The 17,692-nt window shown below is 71.0% G+C and carries 16 protein-coding genes; 6 read left to right on the top strand and 10 right to left on the bottom strand.

Annotated elements, in window-relative coordinates; genetic code table 11:
• Positions 1-128: 128 nt before the first annotated feature.
• The 7 genes from ACFXOM_RS20340 to ACFXOM_RS20310 all read right to left on the bottom strand — a co-directional run bounded on the left by ACFXOM_RS20340 (position 129) and on the right by ACFXOM_RS20310 (position 7,239).
• Positions 129-923 (bottom strand): ABC transporter ATP-binding protein, encoded by a 795-nt coding sequence (locus ACFXOM_RS20340; protein WP_384930601.1) that lies wholly within the window; start codon positions 921-923, stop codon positions 129-131.
• Positions 916-1,845, bottom strand: a complete 930-nt coding sequence (locus tag ACFXOM_RS20335) for an ABC transporter permease (protein WP_384930604.1) — start codon at positions 1,843-1,845, stop codon at positions 916-918. The genes ACFXOM_RS20340 and ACFXOM_RS20335 overlap by 8 nt, the downstream gene beginning before the upstream one ends.
• A gap of 95 nt (positions 1,846-1,940) precedes the next feature.
• A complete protein-coding gene (locus ACFXOM_RS20330; RefSeq protein WP_384930607.1) occupies positions 1,941-2,819 on the bottom strand; it encodes a glycosyltransferase family 2 protein in 879 nt (292 codons plus the stop codon).
• A 5-nt stretch (positions 2,820-2,824) separates the two neighbouring features.
• Positions 2,825-3,604 carry a CDP-alcohol phosphatidyltransferase family protein gene (locus tag ACFXOM_RS20325; RefSeq protein WP_384930610.1) on the bottom strand — a complete coding sequence of 260 codons (780 nt, stop codon included), beginning with the start codon at positions 3,602-3,604 and terminating at the stop codon, positions 2,825-2,827.
• Positions 3,582-4,646 carry an iron-containing alcohol dehydrogenase family protein gene (locus tag ACFXOM_RS20320; protein WP_384930613.1) on the bottom strand — a complete coding sequence of 355 codons (1,065 nt, stop codon included), beginning with the start codon at positions 4,644-4,646 and terminating at the stop codon, positions 3,582-3,584. The genes ACFXOM_RS20325 and ACFXOM_RS20320 overlap by 23 nt, the downstream gene beginning before the upstream one ends.
• Positions 4,634-5,386 carry a sugar phosphate nucleotidyltransferase gene (locus tag ACFXOM_RS20315; RefSeq protein ID WP_384930616.1) on the bottom strand — a complete coding sequence of 251 codons (753 nt, stop codon included), beginning with the start codon at positions 5,384-5,386 and terminating at the stop codon, positions 4,634-4,636. Before ACFXOM_RS20315 ends, ACFXOM_RS20320 begins: the two co-directional genes overlap by 13 nt.
• Positions 5,383-7,239, bottom strand: coding sequence for a DUF5941 domain-containing protein (locus ACFXOM_RS20310; protein ID WP_384945879.1), 1,857 nt, complete (start codon positions 7,237-7,239; stop codon positions 5,383-5,385). Before ACFXOM_RS20310 ends, ACFXOM_RS20315 begins: the two co-directional genes overlap by 4 nt.
• A 274-nt stretch (positions 7,240-7,513) precedes the next feature.
• On the opposite strand from ACFXOM_RS20310, the gene galE reads away from it, so the two are divergent.
• The 3 genes from galE to idi all read left to right on the top strand — a co-directional run bounded on the left by galE (position 7,514) and on the right by idi (position 10,848).
• Positions 7,514-8,494 (top strand): UDP-glucose 4-epimerase GalE, encoded by a 981-nt coding sequence (gene galE / locus ACFXOM_RS20305; protein WP_384945748.1) that lies wholly within the window; start codon positions 7,514-7,516, stop codon positions 8,492-8,494.
• A gap of 141 nt (positions 8,495-8,635) precedes the next feature.
• Entirely contained in the window at positions 8,636-9,577 is a 942-nt protein-coding gene (locus ACFXOM_RS20300; RefSeq protein ID WP_384930622.1) for a cation diffusion facilitator family transporter, read from the top strand.
• A 677-nt stretch (positions 9,578-10,254) separates the two neighbouring features.
• Positions 10,255-10,848, top strand: a complete 594-nt coding sequence (gene idi / locus ACFXOM_RS20295) for an isopentenyl-diphosphate Delta-isomerase (protein WP_384930625.1) — start codon at positions 10,255-10,257, stop codon at positions 10,846-10,848.
• A gap of 73 nt (positions 10,849-10,921) precedes the next feature.
• Here the strand turns inward: idi and ACFXOM_RS20290 are convergent, their stop codons facing one another.
• Complete coding sequence (locus ACFXOM_RS20290; protein WP_384930628.1) at positions 10,922-11,392, bottom strand: ATP-binding protein; 471 nt, start codon at positions 11,390-11,392, stop codon at positions 10,922-10,924.
• A 232-nt stretch (positions 11,393-11,624) separates the two neighbouring features.
• Here ACFXOM_RS20290 and ACFXOM_RS20285 point away from each other — a divergent pair, with 232 nt between their 5' ends.
• A complete protein-coding gene (locus ACFXOM_RS20285; protein WP_384945751.1) occupies positions 11,625-12,374 on the top strand; it encodes an enoyl-CoA hydratase/isomerase family protein in 750 nt (249 codons plus the stop codon).
• A 19-nt stretch (positions 12,375-12,393) separates the two neighbouring features.
• Here the strand turns inward: ACFXOM_RS20285 and ACFXOM_RS20280 are convergent, their stop codons facing one another.
• The gene (locus ACFXOM_RS20280; protein WP_384930633.1) at positions 12,394-13,038 is read right to left on the bottom strand and encodes a DJ-1/PfpI family protein; all 645 of its coding nucleotides are present in this window, start codon (positions 13,036-13,038) and stop codon (positions 12,394-12,396) included.
• A gap of 43 nt (positions 13,039-13,081) precedes the next feature.
• Positions 13,082-14,053 carry a GlxA family transcriptional regulator gene (locus ACFXOM_RS20275; RefSeq protein WP_384945754.1) on the bottom strand — a complete coding sequence of 324 codons (972 nt, stop codon included), beginning with the start codon at positions 14,051-14,053 and terminating at the stop codon, positions 13,082-13,084.
• 119 nt (positions 14,054-14,172) lie between these two features.
• Between ACFXOM_RS20275 and ACFXOM_RS20270 the strand changes: the two genes are divergently transcribed.
• Together ACFXOM_RS20270 and ACFXOM_RS20265 are read left to right on the top strand one after the other, a co-directional pair.
• Positions 14,173-15,033 carry a hypothetical protein gene (locus tag ACFXOM_RS20270; protein ID WP_384930638.1) on the top strand — a complete coding sequence of 287 codons (861 nt, stop codon included), beginning with the start codon at positions 14,173-14,175 and terminating at the stop codon, positions 15,031-15,033.
• Between the two features lie 121 nt (positions 15,034-15,154).
• Positions 15,155-17,533 (top strand): Tex family protein, encoded by a 2,379-nt coding sequence (locus ACFXOM_RS20265; RefSeq protein ID WP_384945756.1) that lies wholly within the window; start codon positions 15,155-15,157, stop codon positions 17,531-17,533.
• The last annotated feature ends 159 nt before the right edge of the window (positions 17,534-17,692 follow it).

The raw sequence follows: 17,692 nt of genomic DNA, 5'->3' as shown, positions 1-17,692 counted from the left end.
GTGTTGGTGGAGGAGGAGGGGGGGGTGAGACAAAGACGGGGGCACTACCCGATGGACGCCATGCCGAAAGGGGGGGGGTCCCCGCGGGGGCCCTCGGGGGGGCCCCCCCCCGAGGCGCGGGACCGTCGCTACTTGCCGGTCTCCTTCTCGTACGCCTTGAGGACCTCGGCGGTCGGTCCGTCCATCAACAGCTCGCCCTTCTCCAGCCACAGGACCCGGTCACAGGTGTCCCTGATCGAACCGAGGCTGTGACTGACCAGGAAGACCGTGCCTGCGTGTTCGCGGAGCTCACGGATGCGCTCCTCGGAGCGGATCTGGAACTTGCGGTCGCCGGTGGCCAACGCCTCGTCGATCATCAGGACGTCGTGGTCCTTGGCCGCGGCGATCGCGAACCGGAGCCTGGCTCCCATTCCGGACGAGTAGGTGCGCATGGGCAGGGTGATGAAATCGCCCTTCTCGTTGATCCCCGAGAAGTCGACGATCTCCTGGTACCGCTCGCGGACCTCCTCGCGCGACATGCCCATGGCCAGCCCACCGAGGATGACGTTGCGTTCGCCGGTCAGGTCCCCCATGAGGGCCGCGTTGACGCCCAACAGGGACGGCTGACCGTCGGTGTACACCTTGCCGCTCTCCGTGGGGAGCAGTCCGGCGATGGCACGCAGCAGCGTCGACTTGCCGGACCCGTTGGTACCGATCAAGCCGATCGCTTCGCCGCGGTAGGCGGTGAATGTGACCCCCTTGACGGCGTGGACCTTGCGGACGCCCCGGCCCTCGCCGCGGTCCCCCTTGAGTATCCGGCTGAGCGCCGCGGTCGCACTGACCTTGCCGCCGCCGGCACCGTTGACGCGGTACACGATGTGCACGTCGTCGGCGATGACGGTGGGGACACGGGCGTCACCCAGGGCCTTGATGTCGTCAGCCACGGCCGTAGCGCTCCTCTGCCTTCCAGAAGTACACGAACCCGAGGACGCCGAGGAGGACCGCCCAGAGCAGTGCGGCCAGCCAGACGTGCGAGGGCAGGTTCGACGAGCCGTACCCGTCGATCAGGGCGAAGCGCATGAGGTCCATGTAGATCGCCGCGGGGTTGTACATCAGGACGTCGGCGATCCAGGCCGGCTTGCCCTTGAGCATCACCGAGATGGAGAACATGACGCCGGAGCCGTACATCCAGGTGCGCATGATGAAGGGCATGAGCTGCGCCAGGTCGGGGGTCTTGCTCCCCCACCGGGCCATGATCAGGGCGAGGCCGATGTTGAACACGAACTGCATCGCCAGCGCCGGGACGACCAGCAGCCAGCTCATCGACGGGTAGCTGCCGAAGGCGACCGCGACGAGCACCAGCACGATCATGGAGAACAGCAACTGCTGGAGCTGCTGGAGCGCGAAGGAGATGGGCAGCGAGGCGCGCGGGAAGTGCAGGGCGCGGACCAGGCCCAGGTTGCCGGAGATCGCCCGCACACCCGCCATCACCGACGTCTGGGTGAAGGTGAAGACGAACACCCCGGTCACCAGGAACGGGATGTAGACCTCCTTGGACATCCCGCGTCCGGCCCCCAGGATGAGCCCGAAGATCAGGTAGTAGACGAACGCGTTGAGCAGGGGGGTCGCGACCTGCCACAGCTGACCGAGCTTGGCCTGGCTGTACTGGGCCGTGAGCTTCGCGGAGGAGAAGGCCAGGATGAAGTGGCGGCGGCCCCACAGCTGCCTGACGTACTCCACGAGCCCCGGCCGTGCGCCGCTCACCGACAGGCCGTACTTGGCGGCCAGCTGAGCCGGGGTGAGCCCGGCGTCGGGAGATGGCGGGGCGCTCGTCATGATCGCACCGTCATGGGTTGTGTCACTCACAAGTTGAAACTTTCGTGTTCAAGATGCGTGGCAGTCGGGCGTTCAGGTGGCGGCCAGGACCCGGAGCATGCCCGATGCTCTCAGATCCGGGCCCGTCAGACGATGGGCGGGCGGCCCAGTCGGGTCAGCCGCCATACCGTACGCCACTTCATGGGCTTGCGGGGCCCGCAGGGAGTCGTCCAGCCTTCGCTGAATCCACCGAACCACGCCTTGAGGGCCGACATGGAAGGCCGCCTCGCCAATGTGAGAAGAATCCACACCCCCAGGTACAGCGGCACCAGGGGGGCGGGCAGACGGCGACGGGCCAGCCACACCCTGTTGCGGGCCACCATGCGGTGGTAGACCGCGTGCCGTGACGGCAGTGTGGTCGGGTGGAACAGCACCATGTCGGAGCGGTAGTCGATCATCCAACCCGCGTCCAGGGCACGCCAGGCGAGATCGGTCTCCTCGTGCGCGTAGAAGAATTCGTCCGGGAGCCCGCCGACCTCGGCGAACACCGTGGTGCGGACCGCGTTGGCGCCGCCCAGGAAGGTCGTCACGCGCGATGAGCGCATGGGGTCCGAGGCACGGAGTCGGGGGACGTGGCGCCGCTGGGTGGCTCCGGTCTCCGGGTCGGCGATCCGGAAACTGACGATCCCGAGGGCCGGGTCCTCCTCGAACGCACGACGGACCAGCTCCGCCGTGTCGCTGTTGGGCAGCAGTCCGTCATCGTCCAGGAAGAGCAGTGCGTCGACGTCGCCGCCGGACGGTCCGAAGGCTTCGATGCCGACGTTGCGGCCACCGGGGATGCCGAGGTTCTCGGGCAGGTCCACGGTCCGTACGAACGGGAAGTCGGCCACCCCGGTCACCGGTGCCCCGTTGCCGACCACGACGACCTCGACCGGTTCGCCCTCCTGCTCGGCGACGGACTCCAGCAGCGCGCGCAGGTCGTCGGGGCGGTTGCCCATGGTGATGACGACGGCACCGAGCCTCATGGCGCTCACCTCAGCCTGCTGGAGACGAGGATGGACACCAGGTGCAGCACCGTCTGCAGCAGGGCGATGCCGGCCAGCACCGCGACGCCGAGGCGGGAGAAGAACAGGTCTCCGCGGACCTGGTCGGCCACGGCCAGCACCAGGATGAGGAAGGACGCCTCGATACCGAGGACCAGGCGGTGGAACTTCAACGCGGCGGCGGCCCGGCGGGCCAGCGCCATCCCGGACGAGCGCGGCTCGGCCGCCGCGTCCTTGACCGGCTCCATCCCGGCCTGGTGCCGGGCGACTCCGACCAGGTCGGTCTCGGCCTTGATCAGGATCGCGCCGAGCGCCGCAAGGGTACCGAGGAAGGCCCACAGCCAGTCGACCGGCGCGCTGCCCCACAGGTCGGCCGCGCGCAGGCCGAAGCCGACCAGCACCGCGGCGTCACACAGGTAGGCGCCGACCCGGTCCAGGTACACACCGGACAGGGAGTACTGCTTCTTCCAGCGGGCGACCTCTCCGTCCACGCAGTCCAGCAGCAGGTAGAGCTGGACCATCACCACACCGAGGACGGCTCCCCAGACGCCTGGGATCAGCAGGGCCGGCAGGGCCAGAACGCCGGCCAGGGTCATGAGGTAGGTCAGCTGGTTCGGCGTGACCCTGGTGGTCACCAGGACCCGGGTGATGCGCAGGGAGACTTCGCGCATGTACAGGCGGCCTCCCCAGTGCTCGCCGCTGCGCCGGTCCTTGACACCGGCCGGGTGCACGACCGGGCGGAGTTCAGCTACGGATGGTCTTGGCATAGTCGGCGTACGCGTCCCTGATCTGGTCGGTGGACAGGTCGAGGTGCTCGAGGATCGTGAAACGTCCGGGTCGGGTCTGCGGTGCGTACTCGACGGCCCGGACGAACTCGTCCGCGGTGAATCCGAGGTCCTCGGGGAGCACGGGCAGCCCGTGTCTGCGCAGGACTTCCGCGAAGAGCCCGGACTGCTCCCGAGCGCCGCGCAGGTGCATCGCGAAGGCGGCGCCCAGTCCGACCTGCTCGCCGTGGCTGGCGGCCCGCCGGGGGTACAACAGGTCGAAGGCGTGGCTGATCTCGTGGCACGCGCCCGACGACGGCCGGGAGTCGCCGCTGATCGACATGGCGATGCCGGAGAGCACCAGCGCCTCGGCGAGCACGGTCAGGAACTCGTCGTCGCCGACTCCCCCGGGGTGCCGGAGCACGGCTTCCCCTGCGGTCCGGGCCATGGCGGCGGCCAGGCCGTCGACCGACTCCCCGGTGATCTTGTGGGACAGCTCCCAGTCGGCGATCGCGGAGATGTTGGAGATCGCGTCACCGATGCCGGAGCGGACGAAGCGGACCGGGGCTCCGCGCACCACGTCCAGGTCGATCACCATCGCGATCGGCGAGGGGACGCCGTAGGACCCGCGGCCGTTGTCGTTGTCCAGGATCGAGATCGGCGAGCACAGACCGTCGTGCGCCAGGTTGGTGGCGACGGCGACCATCGGCAGCCCGACGCGGGACGCGGCGTACTTCGCAACGTCGATGATCTTGCCCCCGCCGAGGCCCACGATCGCGTCGTAACGACGCTTGCCCTTGATGTCGTCGGCGAGTTTCACCGCGGAGTCGATCGTGCCGTCGGAGACCTCGTACCAGTCGGCACCGGGCAGCGCCGGGGCCAGCCGCTCGCGCAGCGCCTGGCCCGAGCCGGTGCTGATCGCGACCGCCAACTCACCGGACGCGGAGATGCGCTGGTCGGCGAGGAGGCCGGCCAGATCGTCCATCGCCCCGCAGCTGATGTCGACGACGACGGGCGAGGGAATGAGCCGGGTCAGTACAGGCACGCGATCTCACGGCCCTTCGCGAGGTCCTCGTGGTTGTCGATCTCGACCCACTTGACGTCGCCGATGGGGGCCACGTCGATCTGGAAGCCCCGGTCCACGAGCTCCTGGTAGCCGTCCTCGTAGTAGAGGTCCGGGTCGCGCTCGAAGGTGGCGCGCAGGGCGTCGGCGAGCGCCTCGGCGGCATCGGGCTCGATCAGGGTGACGCCGATGTATTCGCCGGTGGCGGAGGCGGGGTCCATCAGCTTGGTGATCTTCCGGACGCCCTGGCCGTCGGCGGTGATCACCTTCATCTCCTCGTCGGCGAGGTGCTTCACCGTGTCCAGGGCGAGGATGATCTTCTGCCCTGCTCCGCGGGCGGCGAGCAGGGTCTTCTCCACGGAGACGGGGTGCACGGTGTCCCCGTTGGCGAGGATCACGCCCTGCTTGAGGACGTCACGCGCGCACCACAGGGAGTAGGCGTTGTTCCACTCCTCGGCCTTGTCGTTGTCGATCAGGGTGAGCTTCAGGCCGTAGCGGGCTTCCAGCTCGTCCTTGCGCGCGTACACGGCTTCCTTGCGGTAGCCCACGACGATCGCCACCTCGGTGAGGCCGACCTCGGCGAAGTTGGCCAGGGTGAGGTCGAGCACCGTCGTGGCGGCGCCGTCCTGCTCCGGGCCCACGGGCACGAGGGCCTTCGGAAGCGTGTCGGTGTAGGGACGCAGACGGCGTCCGGCACCGGCTGCCAGTACGAGGCCGATCATGCGGGTTCTCCTTCGTCGTGTACGGCGGGTGCTCCGGAGGAGACCCAGAAGCGGATGGACTCCACGAGCACCAGGAGTGCCACGGCGACCGCGAGGACCGTCAGGGCGATCGGGAAGTGCGCGGCACCGAGCAGGGCGGCCAGCGATGCCACCGCCAGGGTCCGCCCCTCGTGCCCGCCGACCGCACGGACCAGCCAGGTTGGCGGCGCACCGCTGCCGCCGCGGATGCGGTACACCGTGTCGTAGTGATGGTAGGCGACCGCGGCCACCAGGCCGAACGCCGCGGGAAGGGCTCCGCTCACCTCGGCGCGCAGGGCGAGGACCAGGATCGTGAGGTACTCCGCGGCCCGGAAGACGGGCGGCACCAGCCAGTCGAGGGCACCCTTGAGCGGGCGGGCGACGGCGAGGCCCGAGGCCACGGCGTAGCAGACCGCCGCGGCGACCGGCCAGGGGCTGCCGTAGGGGGTGAGCCAGGCGGTGGCCGTCACGACCGCCGCACCGAGTGCGGCGACCACCACGGGAGCGAAGGACGGCAGCCGTCGGGCCGCACCCGCGAACGCCCGGGCGAACCAGTCGGCGAGCGGTCCGGAGTCGGCGAGGTCGGCGAGCGCCCCGGCTGCGCGGTCGGTCCTGCGCGCCTTGCGGGTGAGCGACCGGAGCACCCGGCCCGCGGTGGTGTACGCAGCCGCGAAGGCGCAGCCGATGAGAAGCGCGTAGAACGTGATGCGGGGCGTGGTGAGGGCGGTGAGCACCGCGATCATGGCCCAGCGTTCACCGATGGGCAGCACGATCATGCGACGCACCCACACCGTCCAGCCGACGCTGTCCAGCCGGTCGGAGAGGGCCGCGGTGGGGCTGGTGTTCGCCGTCGCGTCGTGGTTCGCCTCGTTGAACGAGAAGTCGACGACGTGACGGCAGGTCTGCAGGACCATCGCGCCGAGCGCGAGGGCCCAGACGTCGTCCCCGCCGCGGGCCGCGCCAAGGGCGAGACCCGCGTAGAAGGCGTACTCCTTGGCGCGGTCGAACGTGGCGTCGAGCCACGCGCCCAGCGTGGAGTACTGCAGCGAGTACCGGGCGAGCTGGCCGTCCGTACAGTCGAGGACGAAGGAGAGGATCAGCAGTACGCCGGCCGCGACGAAACCCCCGCGGGTGCCGGTCGCGGCACAGCCGGCCGCTATCAGTGCGGTGATCAGCGAGGCGGTGGTGACCTGGTTGGGGGTCAGGCCGCGGCGGGCACACCAGCGCGCGACGTAGCGCGAGTAGGGGCTGATGCAGAAGGTGGTGAAGAAGCCGTCGCGGGCCTTCACCGCCGAGCGCAGCCGGACGGCTTCGTCGTCGACCGCCGCGACGGCCTGCCGGGCCTCGTTCCTGGCCTGGGGGTCGGCGGGGACGGTGGCGACCAACGTCCCGAGTTCGGGGCGGTGCACGGCCGTACCACCGGCGTCGAGCACGTCCGCGACCTCGTCGGTGAGCACGCCGTCGGGGGCGTCGGCACCGGCAGCCATGGCCGGCCGGTGGTCGCCGGCCGGGCCCGCGGACGCCGACGGCCGGGCGACCGCGGCCGAACGGACCGCTGCGAGCAGCGCCGACCGGGCCTCCGGCCGGGCCGTCACCGCGCCCGGTACCGCAGCGGCCGTGAAGCGCGGGTCCGTCAGACCGAGACGGAGTGCGTGGACGTGCCCGACGAAGCGGGAGTCGACGACGGCGACGCGCTCCGCTGCCGGGACGGCGGTGAGCAGCGCGGCTGCCTCGTCAGCGCCCGAAGCGGCGCGGACGTCGAAGCCCAACGACCGCAGATCGCCCTCGAGCGACGATCCGGGTACCGGCGGACCGGTGAGGATGGCGGTCGACAGACGGACTCACTCCTTGGCGCTGACGGGTCGGGGGTACGGCGGCTACGCCCGTGACCCGGGCGGCGGCACGCCGGCTGAGGCTATCGGATGAACGGAAGCGCGAGTTCACGAGGTTTCCCGGTGAGGGCGCTCCGTTCCCCCGCCGGCCGCCTGCTCCGGCCGGGCAGCCCCGGGCGCAGCCCCGTCCCGGCCGCGGGGTGCGGCCGGGATCATCATTGTCGATCAGTGGCGCGACCCACAAACCGCACCGGGGGCACCCCGTAGGGTTGCGGCCATGACATGGCTGATCACAGGTGGGGCGGGGTACATCGGGGCACACGTGGCGCACGCCATGACGGGGGCCGGGGAGCGGGTCGTCGTCCTGGACGACGCCTCGACGGGGATCCCCGCGCGACTTCCCGAGGGAGTACCGCTGGTGAGGGGCTCGCTGCTGGACCGGGAGCTGCTGGACGCCGCCTTCGTGGAGCACGCGGTCACGGGTGTGGTGCACCTCGCGGCGAAGAAGCAGGTCGGGGAGTCCGTGGAGCAGCCGCTGCTCTACTACAGGGAGAACGTGCACGGGCTGACCGTGCTGCTGGAGGCGGTCGCCGCGGCAGGGGTCAAGCGCTTCCTCTTCTCCTCGTCCGCCGCCGTGTACGGGGTACCGGACGTGGACCTCATCACGGAGGACACGCCGACCGCGCCGATCAATCCGTACGGCGAGACGAAGCTCACGGGCGAGTGGCTGGTGCGGGCGACGGGACGGGCACACGGCATCGCCACGGCCTGTCTGCGGTACTTCAACGTTGCGGGCACGGCCCGGCCCGAGCTCTCGGACACCGGGGTGTTCAACATCGTCCCGATGTTCTTCGACCGGATCACCCGCGGCGAGGCCCCGCGGATCTTCGGAGACGACTACCCGACCCCGGACGGCACCTGCATCCGCGACTACATCCACGTGGCCGACCTCGCCGACGCCCACCTGGCAGTGGCCCGCAGGCTGGACGTCAGCGGCGCCGGAGACCTCACGGTGAACATCGGGCGGGGCGAGGGCGTCTCGGTGCGCGAGCTGGCCCGGTTGGTCGGGGAGGTCACCGGGAGCACGAGGGAACCGGTGGTCGAGCCTCGCCGTGCCGGGGACGCCGCGCGGGCCGTGGCGTGCGTGGACCGGATGGGACGTCAGCTGGGCTGGGCGGCTTCGCACGGGGTGCGGGAGATGGTCGAGTCTGCGTGGGACGGCTGGTTGCTGCGTCACCCCGGGCCTGCCGGAGGCTGATGTGAAGATGCTCTGACCTGCGGACATAATTGCAGGTCAGAGCATATGACAACGGTGTTCAACGTCGTGTTGCCCGATACCCCCCACCCGTAGTTCACTGGCTCATCGGAGAGATCGTTCGGACATCCGGGAGGCGTCCTCATGGGGGCTGGGCACGACCACGGGCACACGCACGGTGGACCACCACCGACGGGCACCGCCGGTGCCGCGTATCGAGGGCGGCTGCGCATTGCGCTCACGATCACGCTGAGTGTGATGACCTTGGAGATCGTCGGTGGGATCCTGGCGGACTCGCTGGCCCTCATCGCCGATGCCGCGCACATGGCGACGGACGGTCTGGGTCTCGCGATGGCCCTCCTGGCGATCCACTTCGCGAACCGCCCGACCGGGGCGAACCGCACCTTCGGCTTCGCCAGGGCGGAGATCCTCGCCGCGCTCGCCAACTGTCTGCTGCTGCTGGGCGTCGGCGCCTTCCTGCTGTACGAGGCCGTGCAGCGCTTCATCTCCCCGGCCGAGACCAAGGGCGGGCTGACCATCGCCTTCGCCATCGTCGGCATGGCCGCCAACATGGTGTCCCTGTTCTTGCTGATGCGCGGCCAACGCGAGAGCCTCAACGTGCGCGGGGCGTACCTCGAGGTCCTCGCGGACACCTTGGGGTCGCTGGCCGTCCTCGTTTCGGCGGCGATCATCCTGACCACCGGCTGGCAGGCGGCGGACCCGATCGCCTCCCTGGTGATCGGTCTGATGATCGTGCCCCGCACGGTCAAGTTGCTGCGGGAGACTCTCGACGTCCTGCTGGAGGCGGCGCCGAAGGGCGTCGACATGGACGAGGTGCGCGAGCACATCCGCGCCCTGCCCGGTGTCGAGGACGTCCACGACCTGCACGCCTGGACGATCACGTCCGGGATGCCGGTGCTCTCCGCCCACGTGGTGGTGTCGCAGGACGTGCTGGACGCGATCGGTCACGAGAAGGTGCTCCACGACCTGCAGGGCTGCCTGGGCTCACACTTCGACGTCGAGCACTGCACGTTCCAGTTGGAGCCGAGCGGTCATGCCGCGCACGAGGCCGGACTCTGCCACTGAGCAGGAGCCGGGCACGGGGCCGGCCCGGGGGCCGTCGATCCCCGGTGGTCGACCCGCCCCGAGACCGCGGCCGATGCCGCCGCCGTGCGCACCGTCAACACGGCCGTGTTCCCCGCTGCTGACGGGGCGGACCTCGTCGACGCGCTGCGCGAGGACCCGTCGGCCTGGGTCCGGGGCCTGTCGTAAGTGGCCGAGGCACCGCTCGGTTCGATCGCGGCGCACGCACTGCTCACGCGGTACCGGGTCGGGGACGCGCCCACGCTGGCGCTCGCCCCTTGCGCCACCGATCCGCGCCGCCAGCGCCGCGGACGGCTCGTCCGAGACCGGCACCTCGCCGGACGCCACCGCCAAGGGCGAGCAACTGGTCCTGATACTCGGTCATCTGGACTAGTACCCCCGGTTCGGATTCCGGCCCGCTTCCCGGTTCGGCACCCGCCGGGCTTCGCGGTGCCCGACGAGGCGATGATGGCCCTGGTCATCGATGGTTCCGCAACGGCACCGCAGGGCACGATCAGCTATCCCGCAGCCTTCGGGGTCTGACCCGAATGTCCGTGCCCGGCACGCCGCGGACACGGCGGGCACGGACATGCCCAAGGCGGCGAAGTGCTGACAAGCCGCTTTTGTGCGGCAGACTGAGGGAACGCCCGCCGGGCCGAGGACCGATGCGAAGGATGGCTATGCCGACCACACCCGCCACCGCGGCGAACAGCTCGCCGAACGGCACCCTGCCGCCGATCTTGCTCGAACTGGTCGACGAGAACGGTCAAACCATCGGCACCGCGGAGAAACTCTCCGCGCACCAGGCGCCCGGGCAGCTGCACCGGGCGTTCTCCGTGTTCCTCTTCGACGAGCAGGGGCGGCTCCTGCTGCAGCGCCGTGCGCCCGGGAAGTACCACTCCCCCGGTGTCTGGTCGAACACCTGCTGCGGGCACCCGTACCCCGGTGAGTCCCCCTTCAGTGCAGCGGCCCGCCGCACCCACGAGGAGCTGGGCGTCTCCCCGTCGCTGATGGCGGAGGCGGGCACCGTTCGCTACAACCACCCCGACCCCGCCTCCGGTCTGGTTGAGCAGGAGTTCAACCACCTCTTCGTGGGCATGGTGCAGGCACCACTGCGGCCGGACCCGCAGGAGGTCGGCGAAACGGCGTTCGTGACGGCGGCGGAATTGGCCGAGAGGCACGCGAGGGACACCTTCTCCGCGTGGTTCATGACGGTGCTGAACGCCGCACGCCCGGCGATCCGCGAGCTCACGGGCCCGGCCGGGGGGTGGTGACCCGATCGCGGTGACGCCCCGGGCGCCGTGGCCGCCACGGGTACGCCGTAGCCGACTGTGGGGTCCCGCGGCCCTACGGCGAGGCGGCACCGCTCACGGGAACCAGCGGCAGCGCGGCCCAGACGATCTTCCCGCCCCGCATGGTGTGCGCGACGTCGCACTCACCGCCCGCCTCCTGGGTGATCTCCTTCACCAGGAGTAGCCCGCGTCCCCCGGTACGGGCGGAGTCGGTCTCCAGCGCCTTGGGCCGGTAGGGGTGGTCGTCCTCGACGGCCACCCTGACCCACGCGGCCCCGATCGCCACCTCCACCGTGAGCTCGGGCGAGAGGAGCGCGGCGTGCCGCACGGCGTTCGTGACGAGTTCGGAGACGATCAGCAGCAGTCCCTGGAGGACGTCGTCGTGGATCGGTACGCCCTGCCGGAGGATCAGATCGCGGACGGCGTGGCGCGCCTGTGGCACCGATACGTCGATCGCAGGAGTGCTGAACCGCCAGAGGCCTTCGTACGACAGCGGCCGGGCCGGGACGCCCCCGGGGCTCTCCATGGTGCCGCACCACCCACCCTCTGACACGTCACTGCGAACGGTTGTGTACCGAGTGTTGGGAAGGGGTTGGTCCGGACCGGCCTGCTGAACGAAAGTCATCCATCATCGATGGAATTCAATCGCAGTCGCTCGATCAAGCGAGCTCTTTGATCGGTGCGTCCACGGTGGCGTCCGATCCACCGACGCCACCGCCGTGATCGCCGGCACGTCCGTGGCCGATAGCATCCGCCCCATGGAGCCGCACCTGGAGCACACCGTCGCGGACGGGGTCGCCACCGTCGTCATCAGCAACCCCGCCAAGCGCAACGCGATGACCGCCGACATGTGGCGCGCGTTGCCCGGGCTGCTGGAACGGCTGACGCACGCCCCGGAAGTGCGGGCGCTCGTACTGACCGGCGCCGGAAGCACCTTCTGCGCCGGTGCCGACATCTCCTCGCTGCACGAGCCCGCTCCCGGAGAGACCCCCCAGAACCTCGCCGTCCGCGCCGAGGACGCTCTCGCGGCCTTCCCCAAGCCGACGCTGGCGGCGGTGCGCGGCTACTGCGTCGGCGGCGGCTGCCAGCTGGCCGCGGCCTGCGACCTGCGGTTCGCCGAGGAGGGCGCGTCCTTCGGGATCACCCCCGCGAAGCTGGGCATCGTCTACCCGGCCTCCTCGACCCGGCGGCTGGTGTCCCTGGTGGGCCCGGCGGCGGCGAAGTACCTGCTCTTCTCCGCAGAGTTGATCGGTACCGACCGGGCACTGCGCACCGGGCTGGTGGACGAGGTGCTGCCGGCGGGCGAGTTGGGCAAACGCGTCGCCGAATTCGCCCGGATCCTGACGTCCCGTTCCCAGCTGACGCAGGCCGCGGCGAAGGAGTTCGCCGCGGGCCGCACCGACCGGGACGCGTACTGGGCGGAACAGGCCCGCGGCAGCAGCGACCCCGCGGAAGGGGTGGCCGCCTTCCTGGAGCGCAGGCAGCCCGGCTTCAACTGGACCGTGTGACGGCAGTGTTCGGTGGGGGTCAGTCCGCCGGAGCCAGCACCCGTCCCGGCTCCTTGCGCCAACGGGCGACGATGTCGGCCGGCGCCGTGTCGGGCGAGCCCGCGTCGTAGGGCGGCTGCGGGTCGTATTCGGTGAGGAGCTGAACGGACTGGGCGACCGTGTCGCCGGCGATCCGGCCCAGCAGGTGGAGTGCCATGTCGATGCCTGCGGAGACCCCGGCACCGGTGACGTACTTTCCGTCGAAGACGACGCGCTCGCCAGTCGGCTCGGCGCCGAACGCGCGGAGCCGGTCCAGGGCGAGCCAGTGGCTGGTGGCGCGACGTCCCTGGAGCAGTCCGGCCGCGCCGAGCACGAGCGACCCGGTACACACCGACGTGGTCCACGTGGTACCCGGATCGACGGATCGCAGCCAGTCCAGCACCGCGGCGTTCTCCAACACGTGCCGCGGGTCGGGACCGCCCGGAACGAGCACGATGTCCGGGGCGGTCACCTCGGCGAGGCCGAGGTCAGCGACCAGCGAGAGGTTGTCCTGGTCGTTGCGCACGGGCCCAGCCTCCTCCGCGACGAAGACGGTCTCGGCGTTCGGTAGCCGGCTCAGCACTTCGAACGCGCCGACGGCGTCCAGGGCGGTGAAGCGGTCGTAGAGCAGGATGGCGGTCTGCACGGGGGTCCTCCCGTTGTCGGTGGACGGTGGTTCCGGGGCGGTCTCAGTGGACGGTGGTTCCGGGGGCGCGGAAGCGGCGGCGGTACTCGGCGGGCGCCGTTCCGAGGGTCTTCACGAAGGCGCGTCGCATCGCTTCGGGAGTGCCGTAACCGCTCGCGCGGGAGATCTCCGCGACTCCTTCCACGGTGTCCTCCAGCAGCCGCCGGGCGTGCTCGATGCGGACGCGTTCGACGTACCGGCCCGGGGTCGTTCCGGTCTCCGCACGGAAAGCGCGCGCGAACTGGCGTGGGGACAGCCGGGCACGGGCGGCGAGCGCCTCGACCGACAGGTCGCCGCCGGGATGCTCACTGATCCACTGCTGCACCTCGCGCAGCGGTCGACGCTGGGCGGTCTGCGTGGCGAGCTGGACGCTGAACTGCGACTGGTTGCCGGGCCGGCGGAGGAACACCACGAGATGGCGGGCGATGGTCAGTGCCGCGTCCCGACCGAGGTCGTCCTCGACCAGGGCGAGCGCCAGGTCGATCCCGGCGGTCACCCCGGCCGAGGTGGCGAGCCTGCCGTCCCTCACGAAGATCGGCTCGGGGTCGACCTCGACATCCGGGTGGTCGCGGGCCAGCCGGTCGCAGAGGGACCAGTGGGTGGTGGCGCGGTGGCCGTCGAGGAGGCCCGCCGCGGCCAGCACCAGCGCGCCTGAGCAGACGGAGACGAGGCGTTCGGCAGACGGGGCGGACGCCCTGAGCCAGTCGACCAGTGCCGGGTCCGGGTCCAGGGTCCCCTCTCCGCCCGGGACGATCAGGGTGTGCGGCCCCGGCTCGTCGCGGAGCACGCCGTCGGGGACGAGGGTGAGCCCGCTGGACGTACGCACCGGTCCCCCGTCGAGGGAGGCCGTACGGATGCGGTAGCCGATCAGGGCGGCGGGGCACTGGTTGGCCCCCGCGAACACCTCGAGGGGGCCGGTGACGTCGAGACTCTGCACGCCGTCGAACAGGGCGATCAGCACGTTCCGCTCTGGCATTCCTCCATCGTGGAACCCGAACGGGATGACGGCAATGACGACTTCCCCACCTTTCCTGCCATCCTGCCCGGCAGAGTCCTGACCTTCACGCCGTACCAACCAGTCGGTAACCTCCAGGCATGACCTCTCTGCCGCCGCGTGCGGGCCGCCGCTGCCACAACGCCGTGAACCCGCTGCACGCCACTCTGTACTTCTCGCCCGACTTCGCCAAGGAACTGGCCGCGCTCGGCGTCGAGGACCAGAGCGCCGCCTACCTCGCCGGCCGCTCCGCCGCCATGGGCGCCGTGGGTCCGGGCACCGTGACCGCCACCTTCTACAACTTCAACCACGAGCTCATCGCCCGGCACGTCCCGGCCGTGTGGGAGACCACCTCGCCACAGGCGGTGCTGGACGCCCGGCTGCGCGCGGTGGACGCGACGCTGCGGCGGCTGTTCGGCGACACGGTGGCCTCCCCGGAGATGGCGGAGGCCGCCCGGCTGGCACTACACGCCACCGAGGCGTGCACCCGGCACGCCCGACCGCTGTACGCGGCCCACGCCGACCTGCCCGTGCCCGAGGAACCCCACCTCGCCTTCTGGCACGCCGCGACCCTGCTGCGCGAGCATCGCGGCGACGGGCACCTGGCCGCCCTGCTGCACGCGGAGCTCGACCCGCTGGAGGCCCTGGTCAGCCACACCGCGACCGGCAAGGGGATGTCCCCGCGCTGGATCCTCGCCAGCCGTGGGTGGCGGCGAAGCGAGTGGGAGACCGCGTCGGACCGGCTGCGCGAGCGCGGACTGCTCGACGCCGGGGGCGAACTGACCGAGGCGGGCACGGCGTTGCGGGCGGAGCTGGAGGACCGAACCGACCTGCTCGACATCGCCCCGTACGAACACCTCGGCGCCGACGGCGTCGCCCGGCTCACCGAACTGTCCAGGGGATTCCTGATGACCGCCGTGGCCGCGGGTGCTTTCCCCGCGAACCTGACGGGCACCGGCTGACCTCGGAGGGGGCGCGCGACACCGCACCCCGCCACCCGGCAGAATGCAGGTGAGAGGGGTCGCGCGGTCAGGAGCGCGGGACCCTGGGTACAGCCAGCAGCAGAAGGCGAGTCGGGGAACCGTGACGACGTCCATCGAAGGCAGGATCGCCGAGGAGCTCGGCGTACGGGAGCGGCAGGTGAAGGCGGCCGTCGAGCTGCTGGACGGCGGGTCGACCGTCCCGTTCATCGCGCGCTACCGCAAGGAAGCGACCGAAATGCTCGACGACGCTCAGCTGCGCACGCTCGAGGAGCGGCTGCGCTATCTGAGGGAGCTGGAGGAGCGGCGCGCCTCGGTCCTGGAGTCCGTGCGCGAGCAGGGCAAGCTCGATGACGAACTGGAAGCACGGATCCGGGCAGCCGACACCAAGGCCCGCTTGGAGGACATCTACCTGCCGTTCAAGCCCAAGCGGCGCACCAAGGCGCAGATCGCCCGGGAGGCCGGGCTGGAGCCGCTCGCCGAGGGCCTGCTGACCGATCCGTCGGTCGATCCGCTCGCCGCGGCAGCCGCGTTCGCCGACCCGGACAAGGGCGTCGCGGACCCGGCGGCCGCGCTGGACGGCGCGCGGGCCATCCTCACCGAGCGGTTCTCGGAGGACGCCGACCTCATCGGCGAGCTGCGCGAGCGCATGTGGAAGCGCGGCAGGCTCGCCGCGAAGGTGCGGGACGGCAAGGAGGAGGCGGGCGCGAAGTTCGCCGACTACTTCGACTTCGCCGAGCCGTTCGCCGAACTCCCCTCGCACCGGGTGCTGGCGATGCTACGCGGGGAGAAGGAAGAGGTCCTCGACCTGGTGCTGGAGCCCGAGGAGCCCTCGGCCGAAGCCGGCCCCGCCACGTACGAGGGCATGGTCGCCCGTCGCTTCGGCATCACCGACCGCGGCCGCCCGGCCGACAAGTGGCTGGCGGACACGGTGCGCTGGGCCTGGCGCACCCGGATCCTCGTCCACCTCGGGATCGACCTGCGGCTGCGGCTGCGCACGGCCGCGGAGGACGAGGCGGTGCGCGTCTTCGCGGCCAACCTGAGGGACCTGCTGCTGGCCGCGCCGGCCGGTACGCGGGCGACGCTGGGCCTCGACCCCGGCTTCCGGACGGGCGTGAAGGTGGCGGTCGTGGACGCGACCGGCAAGGTCGTCGCCACCGACACGATCCACCCCCATGTGCCCGCCAACAAGTGGGACGAGTCCCTGGCGAAGCTCGCCCGGCTGGCAAAGGAGCACACCGTCGAGCTCGTCGCCATCGGCAACGGCACGGCGTCGCGCGAAACGGACAAGCTGGCCGGTGAACTCATCGCCAAGCACCCGGAGTTGAAGCTGACCAAGGTGATGGTGTCGGAGGCCGGCGCTTCCGTGTACTCGGCTTCCGCGTTCGCGTCCCAGGAACTGCCGGGCCTGGACGTCTCGCTGCGCGGCGCGGTGTCGATCGCGCGGCGGCTGCAGGACCCGCTGGCCGAGCTCGTGAAGATCGATCCGAAGTCCATCGGCGTCGGCCAGTACCAGCACGACCTGTCCGAGGTGAAGCTCTCGCGTTCCCTGGACGCGGTGGTCGAGGACTGTGTGAACGGCGTCGGCGTCGACGTCAACACCGCTTCCGCACCACTGCTTTCACGGGTGTCGGGCATCGGCGCCGGGTTGGCGGAGAACATCGTGGCGCACCGCGATGCGAACGGCCCGTTCCGGTCGCGCCGCCAGCTCAAGGACGTGGCGCGGCTCGGCCCCAAGGCGTACGAGCAGTGCGCCGGCTTCCTGCGTATCCGTGGCGGGGAGGACCCGCTGGACGCGTCCAGTGTGCACCCGGAGGCCTATCCCGTGGTGCGGCGGATGGTGAAGAGCACGGGAAGCGAGGTGGCGTCGCTGATCGGCAACACGGGCGTGTTGCGGTCGCTGCGCGCGGACCGGTTCGTCGACGACACGTTCGGACTGCCGACCGTGACGGACATCCTGCGGGAGCTGGAGAAGCCGGGGCGCGACCCCCGGCCTGCGTTCCGGACGGCGACCTTCAAGGAGGGCGTCGAGAAACTCTCGGACCTGGCCCCGGGCATGGTGCTGGAGGGGGTCGTCACGAACGTGGCGGCGTTCGGCGCGTTCGTGGACGTCGGCGTCCACCAGGACGGCCTCGTCCACGTCTCGGCGATGTCCCATACGTTCGTCAAGGACCCGCGGGACGTGGTGAAGCCCGGTGACGTCGTGAAGGTGAAAGTGCTCGACGTCGACATCCCCCGCAAGCGGATCTCCCTGACGCTGCGGCTGGACGACGAGGGCACGCAGCAGACCGCGGGCGGCGGCGGTCAGCGTCGCGACCGCGGTCAGGGCGGACGTCCCCCGCAGCAGCGGCAGGGCGGTCGTGACCGCCGTGGCGGCGGAGGCGGTGGCCGCTCGTCGGCTCCTGCTCCCGCGAACAGCGCCATGGCGGACGCCCTGCGCAAGGCGGGGCTGCTGGACCCCAAGCAGGGCCGCAAGCGCTGACGGACCACGCTCACGGACGCTCCGGGGCGTCCGTGAGCGTGTCCCCTGGGTGTGCCGGGGCTGCGAACCGTCGGACACGCCCCGGAGGCGGACCGGCACGGAGAGCACACCGGGGGACGGGACCGACGCCCCGCCGGACGCGGCCACGCGTTCCATGCG

It is taken from the genome of Streptomyces sp. NPDC059169, from assembly GCF_042755225.1.
Lineage (GTDB): Bacteria > Actinomycetota > Actinomycetes > Streptomycetales > Streptomycetaceae > Streptomyces.
Note: the sequence above shows the minus strand (reverse complement) of the source record. Positions and strands in the feature narration are given on the sequence as shown.

Excerpts from the sequence above, each read along its gene's own strand:
- ACFXOM_RS20315 (WP_384930616.1), bottom strand. The coding sequence starts at position 5,386 with ATGATCGGCCTCGTACTGGCAGCCGGTGCCGGACGCCGTCTGCGTCCC.
- galE (WP_384945748.1), top strand. The coding sequence starts at position 7,514 with ATGACATGGCTGATCACAGGTGGGGCGGGGTACATCGGGGCACACGTG.
- ACFXOM_RS20290 (WP_384930628.1), bottom strand. The coding sequence starts at position 11,392 with ATGGAGAGCCCCGGGGGCGTCCCGGCCCGGCCGCTGTCGTACGAAGGC.
- ACFXOM_RS20285 (WP_384945751.1), top strand. The coding sequence starts at position 11,625 with ATGGAGCCGCACCTGGAGCACACCGTCGCGGACGGGGTCGCCACCGTC.
- ACFXOM_RS20325 (WP_384930610.1), bottom strand. The coding sequence starts at position 3,604 with ATGCCAAGACCATCCGTAGCTGAACTCCGCCCGGTCGTGCACCCGGCC.
- ACFXOM_RS20270 (WP_384930638.1), top strand. The coding sequence starts at position 14,173 with ATGACCTCTCTGCCGCCGCGTGCGGGCCGCCGCTGCCACAACGCCGTG.
- ACFXOM_RS20275 (WP_384945754.1), bottom strand. The coding sequence starts at position 14,053 with ATGCCAGAGCGGAACGTGCTGATCGCCCTGTTCGACGGCGTGCAGAGT.
- ACFXOM_RS20330 (WP_384930607.1), bottom strand. The coding sequence starts at position 2,819 with ATGAGGCTCGGTGCCGTCGTCATCACCATGGGCAACCGCCCCGACGAC.
- idi (WP_384930625.1), top strand. The coding sequence starts at position 10,255 with ATGCCGACCACACCCGCCACCGCGGCGAACAGCTCGCCGAACGGCACC.
- ACFXOM_RS20300 (WP_384930622.1), top strand. The coding sequence starts at position 8,636 with ATGGGGGCTGGGCACGACCACGGGCACACGCACGGTGGACCACCACCG.